The organism is Qipengyuania gaetbuli (genome assembly GCF_020171365.1).
GTDB classification, from domain to species: domain Bacteria; phylum Pseudomonadota; class Alphaproteobacteria; order Sphingomonadales; family Sphingomonadaceae; genus Qipengyuania; species Qipengyuania gaetbuli_B.
The window spans coordinates 2555508-2570098 of sequence record NZ_JAIUZO010000002.1 but is presented as its reverse complement, the minus strand read 5'-3'; the positions used below and the strand labels follow the sequence as shown (position 1 = coordinate 2570098).

The window sequence follows — 14591 nt, the reverse complement described above, 5'->3', positions numbered from 1 at the left end:
CGTTGCCCCGCAAAGGGAGTCCTCCGGGTGAATTACATTTCCACACTGCGCGATGAGCTGCAGGACATGGGTACCGGCTTCGTCGAGGCCCTGCCCAGCCTGGCCATCGCGCTGTTCGTCGTCCTGCTCACCTGGATCGTCGCCCGTTTCGCCGCCAAGATTGCGGATACGCTGGTCGGCAGAACCGAAATCAGGGCCAGCCTCAAGAACCTGATCGACACGCTGGTAAAGCTGGCGATCTGGGTCACCGGCCTGTTCATTGCCGCCGTCATCGTCATTCCCAGCCTGACCCCGGCAAGCCTGCTCGCCGGATTGGGTATCGGTGCAGTAGCAATCGGTTTCGCCTTCCAGGACATTTTCGAGAATTTCCTTGCCGGCGTGCTCATCATGGTTCGCGAGAAGATGCGGATCGGCGACGTGATCGAGTGCGAAGGCATTACCGGCAAGGTCGAACACATCACCTTGCGCGAGACCCATGTTCGCAAGCTTTCGGGCGAACTGACCGTCGTGCCCAATTCGATCCTGTTCAAGAACCCTGTCGAAATCCTGACCGATGTCGACCAGCGCCGGCACCAGGTCGTGATCGGTGTTTCCTACGACACCAACCTCGACCACGCGGCCGACGTTATCAGGCGTGCCGTCGAAGGGGTGGACGACGTGCTTGCCAGCAAGGGCGTCGATATCTTTGCGCAGGAATTCAATTCCAGTTCGGTGGACTTTCTTGTGCGCTGGTGGGCCGGATCTACGCCGCGCTCGGGATGGGAAAGCAAGGACAAGGTGATCCGCGCAATCAAGTCCGCACTGGACGAAGCGCATATCGAGATCCCGTTTCCCTACATTACGCATACCTTCAAGGAGACGGTTCCCGTCAGCCAGTTGGGTGACACGGCGAAGCGGACCCCTTAAGTTCCCGTTGCGACCGCGCTGGTGCAAATGCAGCCTCAGGATTGCGGCTCGCCATGGGAGAAGCCAATGCAGATACTTCGAACCCCCGCCGAACGCTTCGCAGGCATCCCCGATTATCCATTCGCCGAGAACTGGATCGAGATCGACCTCGGCAACGGGATGTCGGCCCGCCAGCATTACCTCGATGAAGGTCCGAAGGACGCACCGCCGGTTCTGCTCTTCCACGGGGAGCCGAGCTGGTCGTATCTCTATCGCAAGATGATCCCTCTTCTGGTCGACGCAGGCTTCAGGGTCCTTGCGCCCGACCTCATCGGTTTCGGCAAGAGCGACAAGCCTGACGATCCTGCCTTCTACACCTATGCCCGGCACACCGCGTGGCTGAAGCAATGGCGCGGTGCCGTAGTGCCCCAACCCGCGGGCCTGTTCTGCCAGGACTGGGGGAGCCTGCTCGGATTGCGTATGGTCGGACAGGAGCCTGAGCGCTTTACCTTCGTAGTCGCCAGCAATGCGACACTGCCCACGGGCGGTAAAGTTTCGGACGGTTTCCTCGCCTGGCGCGCCTTCGCCAAGAGCTCGCCAGATTTCGTGATCGGCGACATACTGCAGCGGGCGACCCAGACCGAGCTCAGCGATGCCGAAGTGGCAGCATACAACGCGCCGTTCCCGGACGAGCCGAGCAAGGCAGGGGCCCGCGCGTTTCCGCAGCTGGTGCCGGTAGAGGACGGCATGGATGGCATCGACGACAATCTGGCGGCATGGAAGGGACTGGAAGCCTTCGACCGGCCTTTCCTAACCCTCTTCGGAGAGGATGACCCAGTGTTGGGCATGGCCGCGCCGCTGCTTTCCGAGCGCATCGCCGGCGCCAAGGGACAGCCGCACGCAATGCTGAGCAAATGTGGCCATTTCAGCCAGGAAGACCGCCCGCGCGAATTGGCCGATGGCATCATCGCCATGGCGCGCAAGGCAGGAGTGCTCGGTTAGAAGGGAATGGTGCGCCCGACAGGATTCGAACCTGTGGCCCCCAGATTAGGAATCTGATGCTCTATCCAACTGAGCTACGGGCGCGCCGGCGCTTCGTATAGCGGCTCAACTTGCCGTGGCAATCAATTGAGTTCGTCGGGCGGCGCGATGGGGAAAATGATGGGCGCAACCGCAATTCCCTCGGCTGCGAGTTCCTTGGCCTCTTCCTTCGTGGCCTTGCCGTGGATCGGCGTTTCGTCGGCCTCGCCGTAATGCTGCGAGCGGGCTTCCTCGGCGAACTTGTCACCGACCCACCTGCTTTTTTCGAGCGCCTTGGCCTGCGCCTTGGCTAGCGCCTCGAAAGCCTTGCGCACTTCCGGCGGCATCGGAGCGTTGGAAAGCTGGGCCTCCTTTGCTCCGGAATTCTGCTTCGGCGCGGAGTTCGACTTGGCGGGCACCGCGGGTGCCATCGGCGCCTTGCCGACATTGGTCGAGCCGCACTCAGGGCAATCGACCAGCCCAACCTCGCTCTGCCGCTCGTAATCGGCGGACGATCCGAACCAGCCTTCGAAGCGGTGGCCGTTGTCGCAGTGGAGGTCGTAGACGATCATGGCGCCTAAATGGCGATTTCGCGGCGGTTGGCAAGGCTGGGAACCTGCGCCCGCACATCGGCGATGCGCGACAAGTCGATTTCCGCAAATCCGACCCCGCTCGCCTCGCCCCCCATGTCGAGCAGGACCTCTCCCCATGGGTCGACGACAAGGCTGTGTCCGTAGGTCATGCGACCATCTTCGTGCTGGCCGACCTGGGCGGCGGCGAAAACGTAGGCGGAAGCCTCGATCGCCCTAGCCCTTTGCATTATGTGCCAGTGCGCCCTTCCAGTCGGCACAGTGAACGCGGCAGGGATGGCAATGGCATCGCAGCCAAGCTTGCCCAGAGCTTCGAACAGGCCGGGAAAGCGCAAATCGTAGCACACCGCGAGGCCGAGCCTGCCAAGCGGCGTGTCGACGGCAACGACCTTGTCGCCCGCCTGATATGCGTTGGACTCGCGCCAGCTTTCGCCGGTCGCAAGGTCGACATCGAACATGTGCATCTTGTCGTAACGGGCCGCGATCTCGCCTGTTGCGTCGACTACGAAGCTTCGGTTGGCCCATTTCCCGCTGTCAGCAAGTACCGCGAGCGACCCGATACAGGTCCAGATACCAGTACGCGCACTCGCGTCCCTGACGGCGGCGAGGACGGGGTTTGCCTCTTCGCCTACGACATTACCGGCAGCGCGCTGGCGGTCCCGGTCGAGCAGGCCCGACATCTCGGGCGTGAACAGCATCTGCGCCCCACCTTCGGCAGCCTCTTCGATTGCCTCGACCAGACGCGCTGCATTGGCCTGCGGATCGATCCCGGTCGTCGCCTGGAAGAGCGCGATGCGCGTCATTCAACCGGCCAGGAGTGCATCGAGCTTGCCGGCGCGTTCCAGCGCCGCGAGATCGTCCGAACCGCCGACGTAGACCTCGCCGATGAAGATTTGCGGCACCGTGCGCGCCTGCGGCGCACGCTCCATCATTTCATCGCGCTTGGGGCCGCCCATCGTGATGTCGTGTTCTTCGTAGACCGCGCCCTTGTCGTCGAGCAGCTTCTTCGCGCGGTAGCAGTAGCCGCAGCCGAACTTGGTGTAGATGTCGATATGGGGCTGGCTCATGGTCGATCCCGTGCTGTTCTTTCCAATGCTGTCTAGCCGTGCAGCGGGATGCTTGAAAGCCCCCGACGGGCGACTATCTTGAATGGGCCGGCTGGTGTTCAGCCGGTTCGGGAGTGCCGGTTCCGGGCTCCCCAATGTCAAATTGCTCAGAAGAGGATTTGTTTCGATGAACCGTTTCGACACTACCCCCTATCGCCGTTCGACCGTCGGCTTCGACCGCCTGTTCGACCTGATGGAACGCCAGGCGCGCAATGCCGGTGGCGACAATTACCCCCCGTTCAATATCGAGCGCCGCGGTGACGATGAATATCGCATCACGCTGGCGGTCGCGGGCTTCCGCCCCGAAGACCTCGATATCACGGCCCAGCAGAACCTTCTGGTCATTCAGGGCCGCAAGCGTGACGAACAGCCCGAAGGCGATATGCTGCATGTCGGCATTGCCAACCGCGGGTTCGAGCGCCGTTTCGACCTGGCGGATTATGTCCGCGTAGAAAACGCAGACCTCAGGGACGGCATGCTGGTCATCGACCTGCTGCGCGAGGTTCCCGAGGCGATGAAGCCGAAGAAGATCTCGATCGGCGGACAGAAGCCTTTGGAAATCGTCAAGGGCGACGACAGCGAAGCTGCCTGACAAGGTCCTGAAACTAAAGAGGGCGGCGCCCTAAGGCACCGCCCTCGCGACGACTAGCGCCGCCAAGCCCCAAATTCGGCCGTCCGGGTCGCAGAAGACGACCGGGTTCGAGGCAAGCCCACCACCGGCTGGCGCAGTGTAGTTTCGTAAATTCAGTGGCCTATCACCACTGATCTCCGGGCCGGTCTGCATTAAATGCAACAAAAGATAAAGAGCGCGGAATCCCTAGGGACTCCGCGCTCTGTCGCGTTGGTACAAAACCGACAAATCGGCCTTAGCGAAAACAATTGTTTACGCATGTGGACGACGTGAAAATAATTTACACGAGGCGTGCCTGCTCCAGTGCCGCGCCGATGAAACCGGCGAAAAGCGGGTGCGGATCGAAGGGCTTGGACTTCAGTTCGGGGTGGAACTGGACGCCCACGAACCAGGGGTGATCCGGACGCTCCACGATTTCGGGAAGCAGGCCGTCAGGCGACATGCCCGAGAAGATGAGGCCCTGCTTTTCGAGCGGCTCGATATAGGCGCCGTTCACCTCGTAGCGATGGCGGTGGCGTTCCGAAATCTCGGTCGTGCCGCCATAGATCGAGGAGACATGGCTGTTCGCGGCCAGCTTGGCGTCATACGCACCGAGGCGCATCGTACCGCCAAGGTCGCCGCCTGCTTCGCGGGTCTGCAAGCCTTCCTGCGTCATCCATTCGGTGATGATGCCCACCACCGGTTCTTCCGTCGCGCCGAATTCGGTCGAGCTCGCCTTGCTGTAGCCTGCCGCCCGAGCGCCTTCGATGCAGGCCATCTGCATGCCGAGGCAGATGCCGAAAAACGGCACCTTGCGTTCGCGCGCGAAGCGAACGGCAGCAATCTTGCCTTCGCTCCCGCGTTCACCGAACCCGCCGGGCACGAGGATGCCGTGCATCGGCTCGAGCTGGGCCGCGATGTCGCTGTCGCCCTGTTCGAATACTTCGGCGTCGATCCACTTGATGTTGACCTTGACCCGGTGGGCCATGCCGCCGTGGACCAGCGCCTCGTTGAGCGACTTGTAGGCGTCCTGCAGGCCGACATACTTGCCGACCACGCCGATTGTGACCTCGCCTTCGGGGTTCGAGTGGCGATCGACCACGTCGTACCAGCGCGACAGGTCCGGTTCCGGCGCATCGGTGATGCCGAACCCGCGCAAGACCTCGGTGTCGAGGCCTTCTGCATGGTACTGCAGCGGGACCGAGTAGATCGAGGGCGCATCGAGCGCGGGGATGACCGCTTCCTTGCGCACGTTGCAGAAGTTGGCAATCTTCTGGCGCTCGCTATCCGGGATGGGATGCTCTGCGCGGCAGAGCAGCACATCGGGCTTGATCCCGAGGCTGGCCAGTTCGCGGACCGAATGCTGGGTCGGCTTGGTCTTCAGTTCGCCTGCTGCAGCGATGTAGGGCACAAGCGTCACGTGGACGCTCAGAGTCTGCATCGGCTCAAGTTCGTTACGCAGCTGGCGAATGGCCTCCATAAACGGAAGCCCCTCGATATCGCCGACGGTCCCGCCGATTTCGCACAGGATGAAATCGTGATCGCCCTGGTCGGCGAGCGCGAATTCCTTGATCGCATCGGTCACGTGCGGGACGACCTGCACGGTCGCCCCAAGGTAGTCGCCGCGGCGCTCCTTCGCGATGATCTGCTGATAGACCCGGCCCGAAGTCACGTTGTCACCCTGATGCGCCGAGACGCCGGTGAAGCGCTCGTAGTGCCCAAGGTCGAGGTCCGTCTCAGCGCCGTCGTCGGTCACATAGACCTCGCCGTGCTGATACGGGCTCATCGTGCCGGGATCGACATTCAGATAGGGATCGAACTTGCGGATGCGGACCTTGTACCCGCGCGCCTGGAGGAGCGCTGCGAGGCTCGCAGCCATGAGACCTTTGCCGAGCGAGGAGACCACGCCGCCGGTGATGAAAATATACCGCGCCATGGGAGTCGGGCCTTAAGCGTGGGGGGTGAGTCGGCGCAAGGATAAAGACGCGCCAAAGCGCGCGTCGTCCACAGACGCCTGAGGAAGGGCGAAGATTTGAGGTTTATTCGGCGAGCGGATCGGAAGCCGGAGCAGGCTCTGCCGGAGCCGGAGCAGCTGCAGGTGCCGCACCCGGACCGCCCAGCGGGTCGACCGGCTCGGCCGGAGTGACCGAACGATCCAGCGTTGATTCGACGCCGCCCGTTCCCACACCCTCGACAGCCATCGCAGCAAGCGCGATCGACAGGACCACGAATGCCACCGCCAGCCACTTGGTCGAACGGGTCAGGAAGTCGGCCGCGCCGCGGGCGCTGAGCATGCCGGAGGGGCTGCCGCCGATGCCAAGACCGCCGCCTTCGCTGCGCTGCATGAGAATGACGCCGACAAGGGCTGCGGCGACGATCGCCTGGACGACAGTGAGGAAGAGGAACATCGGTTGCTAGCTCTATCGAATAAACTGGTGGGCCGCATCTAGGCGTCAGACGCCGCTACGGCAAGATGTGCAAGAATCAGGCTTCTTCGGGTTCCGAAGCGGCCACGACGATACCGAGGAAGCTTTCCGCCGACAGGCTCGCGCCGCCGACCAGCGCACCGCCGACTTCGGGAGTCGAAAGGATTTCCCGGGCATTGTCCGCGTTCACGGAGCCGCCGTAGAGAATACGGACCTGCGAGGAATGTTCTTCGCCATAGGTTTCGTCGAGCAGCTTGCGGATTGCCGTATGCATCGCCTCGATGTCTTCGACCGTTGCGGTGCGACCGGTTCCGATGGCCCAGATCGGTTCATAGGCGACCGTCAGGCGCTCTGCTGCATCCTCGATCTTGGGGAGGCTGGCGCTCAGCTGGCCAAGGACGAAGTCTTCAGCCTTGCCCGCATCGCGCAGTTCGAGGCTTTCGCCGCAGCACAGGATGATGCGCAGGCCAGCCTCGAGCGCGCTTTCGATCTTGGCGTTGATAAGGTCGTTCGATTCGCCGTGGGCGCCGCGGCGCTCGCTATGGCCGAGAATGACAAATTTCGCCCCCGCGTCCGCGAGCATGGATGCCGAGATGTCGCCGGTGTGCGCACCTTCTGCGCCGGGATGGCAGTCCTGCGCACCGATGCCGATCTGTTCGGCTTCGCGGTGGACGGCGTGAATGAGCGTGTACGGCGGGGCAACAGCCACCTCCGCCTTCATGTAGCGCTGTGCAGCGCGATCGATCGCGCGCGCTTCGCTGAGCATGGCGCGCGTACCGTTCATCTTCCAGTTGCCAACGATATAAGGCCGTTCGGCCATGGTTATTTCCTGTCACGTAATGTCGTATCCGGCGGGCGCTATATAGGGTGGTAGCGGACAATCGCCAGAGCGGGCTTGTTTATGCGTCAAAAGCAGACGGGACCTGTTGCGACGAGGTCGCAGGGCGGATAAAGCGCGCTGCTCGAACCGGTGTCGCACCGCTTCCCGTCCGGAAGCGGGCGCCCCCAAAGCACTGAAGAGGCCCGACCGCAAGTCATGCTCACCTTTTTCCGGAATTTCTTCAAGACGAAGGTCGGCCTTGCCATCGCCCTCGCATTTCTCGGCCTGATCGGCTTCGCTTTCGCCAGCATGGACGTGTCCAGCACCGGCGCATTCGGCGGCGTTGCGGGCGGCGACCGTGTTGCAGTGGTCGGTAGCGAGAAGATCTCGACCGCCGAATTGAACGATGGCGCCGCAGAGGCGCTCCGCCAGGCGCGGCAGGATAATCCCGACGCGACCATCCAGACGCTACTGGCAGACAATGGGCTCGACGAAATCCTGGACGGCCTGATCGACCGCTTCGTGCTGGTAGCCTGGGGCGAGGAAAACGGCCTTCGTGCAGGTCGCAATCTCGTCAACAGCGAAATCCGCCAGATTCCCGGCGCCCGTGGCCCCAGCGGCGATTTCGAGGAAGCAGCCTACCAGGCCTTCCTCCAGACTCAGAGCCTGACCGACGCGCAGCTGCGCAGCCAGATCCGCACGTCGCTGTTCTTCCGCCAGTCGATCATCCCGGCCGCCTACGGCGCGAAGGTCCCTGATTCCATTGCTCGGACCTATGCCCGCACGTTCAAGGAGCGCCGCCGCGGTTCGGTCGCCGTGATTTCGGCTGCTGCCTTCGCTCCGACCGGCGCGCCGACCGATGCACAGCTCCAGAAGTTCTACTCCGAAAACCAGTCGCGTTTCGTCCGACCCGAGCGGCGCACGCTGCGCTATGCGACCTTCGGCAGCGAGGCCCTGGGCGAAAGTATCGAGCCCGATGACGCCCAGATCGCGGCCTACTTCAAGGAAAACGCGGAAAACTACGCGGCCCGCGAAACCCGCGATTTCACGCAGGTCATCGTTGCCACCCGGCAGGGCGCCGAAGCTATCGCCAACCGCGTCCGCGGCGGCCAGAGCTTTGCCGCAGCTGCTGCAGAAGCCGGCTTCCGCACGGCCCAGCTTTCGGACCAGGAGCGCGACAATGTCCGAGAACAGGCCAGCGCCGCTGTCGCCGATGCCTATTTCTCGGCTTCGGAAGGCGGCCTGACCGCGCCTGCGCGCAGCCCGCTCGGTTGGCATATCGCCCGCGTCGATGACGTGACGCAGGTTCCGGCAAAGACCGTGGCAAGTGTTCGCAGCGAGATCGCCGACGTGCTTCGCGAGCGTAACCGCCAGCGCGGCATCGCCGAACTGGCGACTACTATTGAGGACCGCCTCGCCGATGGTGCATCGCTGACCGCAGTGGCGGAAGAGCTCGACCTTAATGTCGTCGCGACGCAGCCGCTGACCGCTTCTGGCTTCGTTTACGGAACCGCCCAGCGCGCGCCCGAACTGCTGGCCTCGACGCTGGATTTCGCATTCCAGATCGAGGAAGGCGAACCCGAAATCGCTGCCCTGCCCGACGGCCAGAACTTCCTGCTCTACGAAGTCTCGTCGATCACCCCCTCCTCGGTCGCCCCGCTGGCCGAAATCCGCGAGAACGTAGTTGCCGAATGGCGCCGCTCGCGCGGGAACGAGGGCGCAAGGGCTGCGGCAGATCGCGTCCTCAAGCGCGTTCAGGGAGGCCAGAGCCTCGCTGCAGCGATGGCGGCAGAGAAGGTCGCCCTCCCCGCGCCCGAGGCGGTGAACCTCAGCCGCGAGGAACTGGCACGCCTCGGCAATACCAGCGTGCCTGCGCCGATAGCGCTGATGTTCGCCATGGCCGAAGGCTCGACGAAGAAACTCAAGGGCAATGGCGACCAGGGATGGTTCGTCGTGTCGCTTGAAGACATCTCGCTCGGCCAGCTCGAAGAAAACGACCCGCTGGTCCAGCAGGCACTGCTCCAGATCGCTCAGGGCTGGACCGCGGAATATTCGCAGCAGATGCTGGCCGCCATGCGCGCCGAAGTCGGCGTCGAGCGCAATCCCGATGCAATTGCCGCGGTTCGCCGCCAGTTGCTCGGCGAGACGAACTGAGGTTCGTCTTGGGACCATCGCTCGAAGGGTCCGACCGGGCGCGTAGGGCTCTTGCAGCAGGGCAGCCTGCCCTCGTCTGGCGCAAGATCGTCTCCGACACGGTAACCCCGGTCGGGGCCGGCCTGCGCCTGATCGAGGAAGGGCGCGGCGATTTCCTGCTGGAATCGGTCGAAGGCGGCGAGGTCCGCGGGCGCTACAGCCTGATCGGCCTCGACCCCGATCTCGTGTTCCGCGCAGACGGCAACTCGGCGGCTATCAATCGCAGCTGGCAGTATTCCCGCGATACGTTCGAGGGCTGCGAGGCCGATACGCTCGCCGCCTTGCGCAACCTCCTTGCCGAGTGCCGGATCGACGTGCCCGAAGAATTGCCGCCCGCACTGGCCTGCCTCGTAGGCTATTTCGGCTACGAGACGATCGGGCTGGTCGAGAAGCTTCCGGCAGCGGGCGACAGCGCAATAGACGTGCCGGACATGCTGTTCGTGCGTCCGACCCTTCTGCTCGTGTTCGACAATCTGACGGAACAGCTCTTCTGCATCGCACCGATCTGGCCTTCGGACAGCGGCGTTGACGCAGCGCTGGCGGCAGCAGCGGATCGTATCGATAGCGCGCTTGCCCGCCTTTCGTCGGCCGTTCCGGCGCAGTCGGAGGCGCCTGGCGCGCTTTCATCCTGCGAACCGCAGCCCACAATGCCGCCCGAACAATTCGCAGGCATGGTCGATGCAGCCAAGGAATACATCGCCGCGGGCGATATCTTCCAGGTCGTGCTCTCGCAGCGCTTCACGACCCCGTTCGAGCTGCCGCCGATCGCGCTTTACCGCGCATTGCGACGGGTGAACCCCTCGCCCTTCCTCTATTTCCTCGACCTTCCGGGTTTTGCGATCGTCGGATCGAGCCCCGAAATCCTCGTCCGCGTGCGCGACGAGCAGGTCACGATCCGGCCCATCGCCGGGACACGCCCGCGCGGCGCGACACCTGCAGCGGATCGCGAGGCAGAGGCATCGCTGCTGGCCGACCCGAAAGAGCGGGCGGAACACCTCATGCTGCTTGACCTCGGGCGCAACGACGTGGGCCGTGTCGCGCAAAGCGGCACGGTAGAGGTGACCGATAGCTTCACCGTCGAACGCTACAGCCACGTGATGCACATCGTCAGCAACGTGGTCGGCAAGCTCGATTCCGAATGCGATGCACTCGACGCGCTGTTCGCGGGCTTTCCCGCCGGAACGGTCAGCGGCGCACCCAAGATCAGGGCCTGCCAGATCATCGCCGAACTCGAACCGGCCAAGCGCGGTCCCTATGCCGGCGGTGTCGGCTATTTTGCGCCCGACGGCTCGCTCGATAGTTGTATCGTCTTGCGCACTGCCGTCCTAAAGGATGGCCTCATGCATGTGCAGGCAGGTGCGGGAATCGTCGCAGACAGCGATCCCGCCTACGAGCAACGCGAATGCGAGGCCAAGGCTGGCGCTCTGTTCGCGGCTGCCAAGGAAGCCGTCCGCATTGCCCAGGAACCCGGTTACGGACAATGAAGTACTTTTCGGTCGCAATTACCCTCCTTCTTCTCAGCGCATGCGAACCGCCGCAGGCGGGCGAGCCGGTCACGCGCACGCGCATCGACGGCCAGGCCGGCGCCACGCCGACGGCTGCAGCCAACGATGCCCCTTCGGTGGCAAGCCAGGTGGAAAGCGCCTGCCGCTCGATCATCTTCGAGAATACCTCGCTGACCCACTGTCTTGCCGTGCCTTCCCGTCACCGGGTCGCCATGGTCCTCGGGCCGGACGGGCAAGGTCCGTTCCGTAGTCTCACCGCCTTCTCGGCGACCCGCGATCCCGCGACCGTGGCCTTCGCCATGAATGCCGGGATGTATGACGACGAAGGGCAGCCGATCGGCTATTTCGTAAGCGGTTCGGAGCGGCTGAAGACGCTCAACACTGCCGATGGCGATGGCAATTTCCACATGAAGCCGAACGGGGTCTTCTTTGGCACGGGTGACAAGTGGGAAATCCGCACGACTGACGACTTCCTCGCCAATGTCGCCGATCGCCCGGAATTCGGTACCCAGTCGGGTCCGATGCTGGTCGTCGGCGGGAAGCTTCACCCCGAAATCACGCAGGACGGACCTTCGCGCGCTATCCGGAACGGGGTCGGCGTGGATGATCGCGGCAGGGCGCATTTCGTCATCTCGAACGCGCCGATTTCCTTCGGCAAGCTGGCCCGCTTCTTCCGCGACGAATTGAGCGTGAAGAACGCGCTCTATCTCGACGGGAGCGTGTCGGGCCTGTGGAATCCCGCGACCGATCGCCTCGATACGGGCGCACCCATCGGTCCTATCGTGCTGGTGGAACGGAAGGTTGCAGACGATGAGTAACGAACGCCGCACCCTCTACCCCGAGATCGAACCCTACGAGACCGGGATGCTCGATGTCGGCGAAGGTCATTCGCTTTACTACGAACGGGTCGGAACGCCGGGTGCGAAGCCTGCCGTGTTCCTGCATGGCGGCCCGGGCGGCGGGATGAGCCCCGACCACCGCCGCCAGTGGGATCCCGAGCTTTACGACGTGCTGCTCTTCGACCAGCGCGGCTGCGGCAAGTCGCTGCCCTTTGCCGAAATCGAGCACAACGACACCTGGCGCATCGTGGCCGATATCGAGCGGCTCCGGGAAATGTGCGGCCACGACACATGGCAGGTCTTCGGTGGGAGCTGGGGCGCAACGCTCGCCCTCGCCTATGCCCAGACCCATCCCGAACGCACCAGCGAGATCGTCTTGCGCGGCGTCTTCCTCGCCCGCCAGAAGGAAAAGCACTGGCTCTACAGCTACGGCGCTAGCGAAATCATGGCCGAGCAGTGGGACGACTTCACCGGCCTCATCCCCGAGGCCGAACGGGGCGACCTCGTGCAGGCCTATTACGACCGGCTCACCTGCGACGACGAGGGGATCCGCCTTGCGGCCGCGCGGGAATGGTCGCTGTGGGAAGGCAATGTCGCCACCCTGCTGCCCGACGAGAAGCTGCTCGACAGCTTTGCCGACCCGGCCAAGGCCGTGCCGTTCGCGCGCATCTGTGCTCGCTTTTTCCTCGAGGACTTCTTCCTCGAAGAGGCGCAGCTGATCAGGAACGTCGACCGGATCAAGCATATCCCCGGTATCATCGTGCAGGGTCGCCATGACATCTGCACCCCGCCGACCAGCGCGTGGGAACTGAAGAAAGCCTGGCCCGAAGCGGAACTGTGGATCGTTCACGACGCAGGTCACAGCGCCGGCGAACCCGGCATCGTCGACGGCCTTGTGCGTGCGACCGACAAACTCGCAGGCAAGCAGGCGTGACACAGCAAGTTGTTTTGCTTGCTTGAACTGAAGTCCCTGCCCCGCCATTGACGCCTGACATGACCGACAACCGGACCATCCTCGTCGTCGACAATTACGACAGTTTCACCTTCAACCTCGTCCATTACCTGATGGAACTGGGGGCGAAGGTCGAAGTGGTGCGCAATGACGCGATCACCGCTGCCGAAGCCATCGAGCGCGATGCCGCTGGATACTTGATTTCACCCGGGCCCTGCACTCCTTCGGAAGCGGGCATCAGCCTCGATCTCGTGCAGGCCTGCGCGGCAAGCGGAAAACCGCTGCTCGGCGTTTGCCTCGGGCATCAGTCCATCGGCCAGCATTTCGGCGGCAAGGTCGTGCGCGGTGGGCTCATGCACGGCAAGACCAGCGCGGTGACGCACGACGGAAGCGGGCTGTTTAAGGGCCTGCCTTCGCCCTTCACCGCGACGCGCTATCACTCGCTCGTAGTCGAGGAGATCCCGAACGTCCTCGTCGTGAACGCCGAGAGCGAGACGCCGGGCCTCGACGGCAGCAGCGTCATGGGTTTCCGCCACCACGAACTGCCGATCCACGGGGTCCAGTTCCACCCGGAAAGTATCGCGACCGAACATGGTCATGCTCTGCTCGCCAATTTCCTCGAGATCTGCGGGATCGACGCAAAGGTGCCGGCATGAAACAATTGCCGACCGCAGACGTCCATCTGGACGCCGACCAGGCAGAAGAGATCTTCGGCTGGATTCTCGACGGAGAGACCGAAGAAGAAGAGATCGCTCGCTTCCTCGTCGACATGTCGGCCCGCAGTGAAACGTCCGAGGAAATCGCCGGAGCTGCGCGGGCGCTTCGTGCCCGGCTGATCCCGATCGATGCGCCCGAAGGCACGGTCGATTGCTGCGGCACCGGCGGGGACGGGCATCACACGCTCAACGTCTCGACCGCGGTCAGCCTGGTCGTTGCGGCAAGCGGCGTGCCTGTTGCCAAGCATGGCAACCGTGCGGCCAGCTCGAAATCCGGTGCGGCCGATACGCTCGAAGCGCTCGGGCTGGACATGGAAGCTGCGGGAAGAACCGCAGAGAAGACATTGAATGAACTCGGGATTTGCTTCCTATTCGCGAAGAACCACCACCCCGCAATGGGTCGCATCCAGCCCATCCGCCAGCGCCTCGGCGTTCGCACCATTTTCAACCTCATGGGCCCGCTCTCCAATCCGGCAGGCGTCACCCGCCAGCTGATCGGCATTGCACGGCCAGCCTATGTACCGATCTATGCCAAGGCGAAAGCCATGCTCGGCACCGAACGCACGTTCATCGCCTCGGGCGACGAGGGCCTCGACGAACTGTCCCTTGCCGGCGGCAACGAGCTGGCAGACGTACGCGGCAACGATTTCGAGATGCGGCGCGTGACCGCGGTCCAAGCGAACCTGCCTTATGCGCCGGTGGAGGCGATTCGCGGCGGCGATCCGGCGCACAATGCCAAGGCGCTGGAGGCCCTGCTGCTTGGCGCACCGGGTCCCTACCGCGATGCGGTCCTTTTCAATGCGGCTGCGACCTTCCTCGTGGCCGGCAAGAGCGACGACTGGACAGAAGCTGCCGAACTCGGGGCGGAAGCAATCGACAGCGGAAAGGCGCGCCAGCTTCTCCATGACTGGATCGGGATGGCGAAGTAA

15 protein-coding genes and 1 tRNA gene are annotated in these 14591 nt (G+C 63.5%); 9 read left to right on the top strand and 7 right to left on the bottom strand.

The genetic code is table 11. The features are described from left to right. Positions 1–27: 27 nt before the first annotated feature. Both LCL94_RS13195 and LCL94_RS13190 read left to right on the top strand, forming a co-directional pair. Positions 28–906 carry a mechanosensitive ion channel family protein gene (locus tag LCL94_RS13195; RefSeq protein ID WP_224832600.1) on the top strand — a complete coding sequence of 293 codons (879 nt, stop codon included), beginning with the start codon at positions 28–30 and terminating at the stop codon, positions 904–906. Between the two features lie 66 nt (positions 907–972). Next, on the top strand, positions 973–1887 hold the full coding sequence (locus LCL94_RS13190; RefSeq protein ID WP_224832599.1) for a haloalkane dehalogenase: 915 nt from the start codon (positions 973–975) through the stop codon (positions 1885–1887). 7 nt (positions 1888–1894) lie between these two features. On the opposite strand, the gene LCL94_RS13185 is transcribed toward LCL94_RS13190, so the two are convergent. From LCL94_RS13185 to grxC, 4 genes are all read right to left on the bottom strand, one after another. Beyond that, positions 1895–1971 (bottom strand) — tRNA-Arg (locus LCL94_RS13185). Positions 1972–2009: 38 nt separating this feature from the next. Beyond that, entirely contained in the window at positions 2010–2477 is a 468-nt protein-coding gene (locus LCL94_RS13180; RefSeq protein ID WP_224832598.1) for a DUF1178 family protein, read from the bottom strand. Between the two features lie 5 nt (positions 2478–2482). Then, positions 2483–3298, bottom strand: a complete 816-nt coding sequence (locus tag LCL94_RS13175) for a carbon-nitrogen hydrolase family protein (protein WP_224832597.1) — start codon at positions 3296–3298, stop codon at positions 2483–2485. After that, positions 3299–3562 (bottom strand): glutaredoxin 3, encoded by a 264-nt coding sequence (grxC, locus tag LCL94_RS13170; RefSeq protein ID WP_224832596.1) that lies wholly within the window; start codon positions 3560–3562, stop codon positions 3299–3301. Between the two features lie 166 nt (positions 3563–3728). Here grxC and LCL94_RS13165 point away from each other — a divergent pair, with 166 nt between their 5' ends. Next, positions 3729–4193: an Hsp20 family protein gene (locus LCL94_RS13165; protein ID WP_224832595.1), complete on the top strand. Its 465-nt coding sequence runs from the start codon at positions 3729–3731 to the stop codon at positions 4191–4193. Positions 4194–4512: 319 nt separating this feature from the next. Here the strand turns inward: LCL94_RS13165 and LCL94_RS13160 are convergent, their stop codons facing one another. The 3 genes from LCL94_RS13160 to tpiA all read right to left on the bottom strand — a co-directional run bounded on the left by LCL94_RS13160 (position 4513) and on the right by tpiA (position 7457). After that, on the bottom strand, positions 4513–6147 hold the full coding sequence (locus tag LCL94_RS13160; protein ID WP_224832594.1) for a CTP synthase: 1635 nt from the start codon (positions 6145–6147) through the stop codon (positions 4513–4515). A gap of 103 nt (positions 6148–6250) precedes the next feature. Beyond that, the gene (gene secG, locus LCL94_RS13155) at positions 6251–6619 is read right to left on the bottom strand and encodes a preprotein translocase subunit SecG (RefSeq protein ID WP_224832593.1); all 369 of its coding nucleotides are present in this window, start codon (positions 6617–6619) and stop codon (positions 6251–6253) included. A gap of 76 nt (positions 6620–6695) precedes the next feature. Next, the gene (gene tpiA, locus LCL94_RS13150) at positions 6696–7457 is read right to left on the bottom strand and encodes a triose-phosphate isomerase (RefSeq protein WP_224832592.1); all 762 of its coding nucleotides are present in this window, start codon (positions 7455–7457) and stop codon (positions 6696–6698) included. Between the two features lie 216 nt (positions 7458–7673). On the opposite strand from tpiA, the gene LCL94_RS13145 reads away from it, so the two are divergent. From LCL94_RS13145 to trpD, 6 genes are read left to right on the top strand one after another with little or no spacing between them, the layout of a single operon-like run. Then, positions 7674–9611 (top strand): peptidylprolyl isomerase, encoded by a 1938-nt coding sequence (locus tag LCL94_RS13145; protein ID WP_224832591.1) that lies wholly within the window; start codon positions 7674–7676, stop codon positions 9609–9611. An 8-nt stretch (positions 9612–9619) separates the two neighbouring features. Further along, entirely contained in the window at positions 9620–11134 is a 1515-nt protein-coding gene (gene trpE / locus LCL94_RS13140) for an anthranilate synthase component I (protein ID WP_224832590.1), read from the top strand. Further along, entirely contained in the window at positions 11131–11973 is an 843-nt protein-coding gene (locus LCL94_RS13135) for a phosphodiester glycosidase family protein (protein WP_224832589.1), read from the top strand. The genes trpE and LCL94_RS13135 overlap by 4 nt, the downstream gene beginning before the upstream one ends. After that, a complete protein-coding gene (pip, locus tag LCL94_RS13130; RefSeq protein ID WP_224832588.1) occupies positions 11966–12928 on the top strand; it encodes a prolyl aminopeptidase in 963 nt (320 codons plus the stop codon). The genes LCL94_RS13135 and pip overlap by 8 nt, the downstream gene beginning before the upstream one ends. Positions 12929–12987: 59 nt before the next feature. Next, positions 12988–13602 (top strand): anthranilate synthase component II, encoded by a 615-nt coding sequence (locus LCL94_RS13125; RefSeq protein WP_224832587.1) that lies wholly within the window; start codon positions 12988–12990, stop codon positions 13600–13602. After that, on the top strand, positions 13599–14591 hold the full coding sequence (gene trpD, locus LCL94_RS13120) for an anthranilate phosphoribosyltransferase (protein ID WP_224832586.1): 993 nt from the start codon (positions 13599–13601) through the stop codon (positions 14589–14591). Before LCL94_RS13125 ends, trpD begins: the two co-directional genes overlap by 4 nt.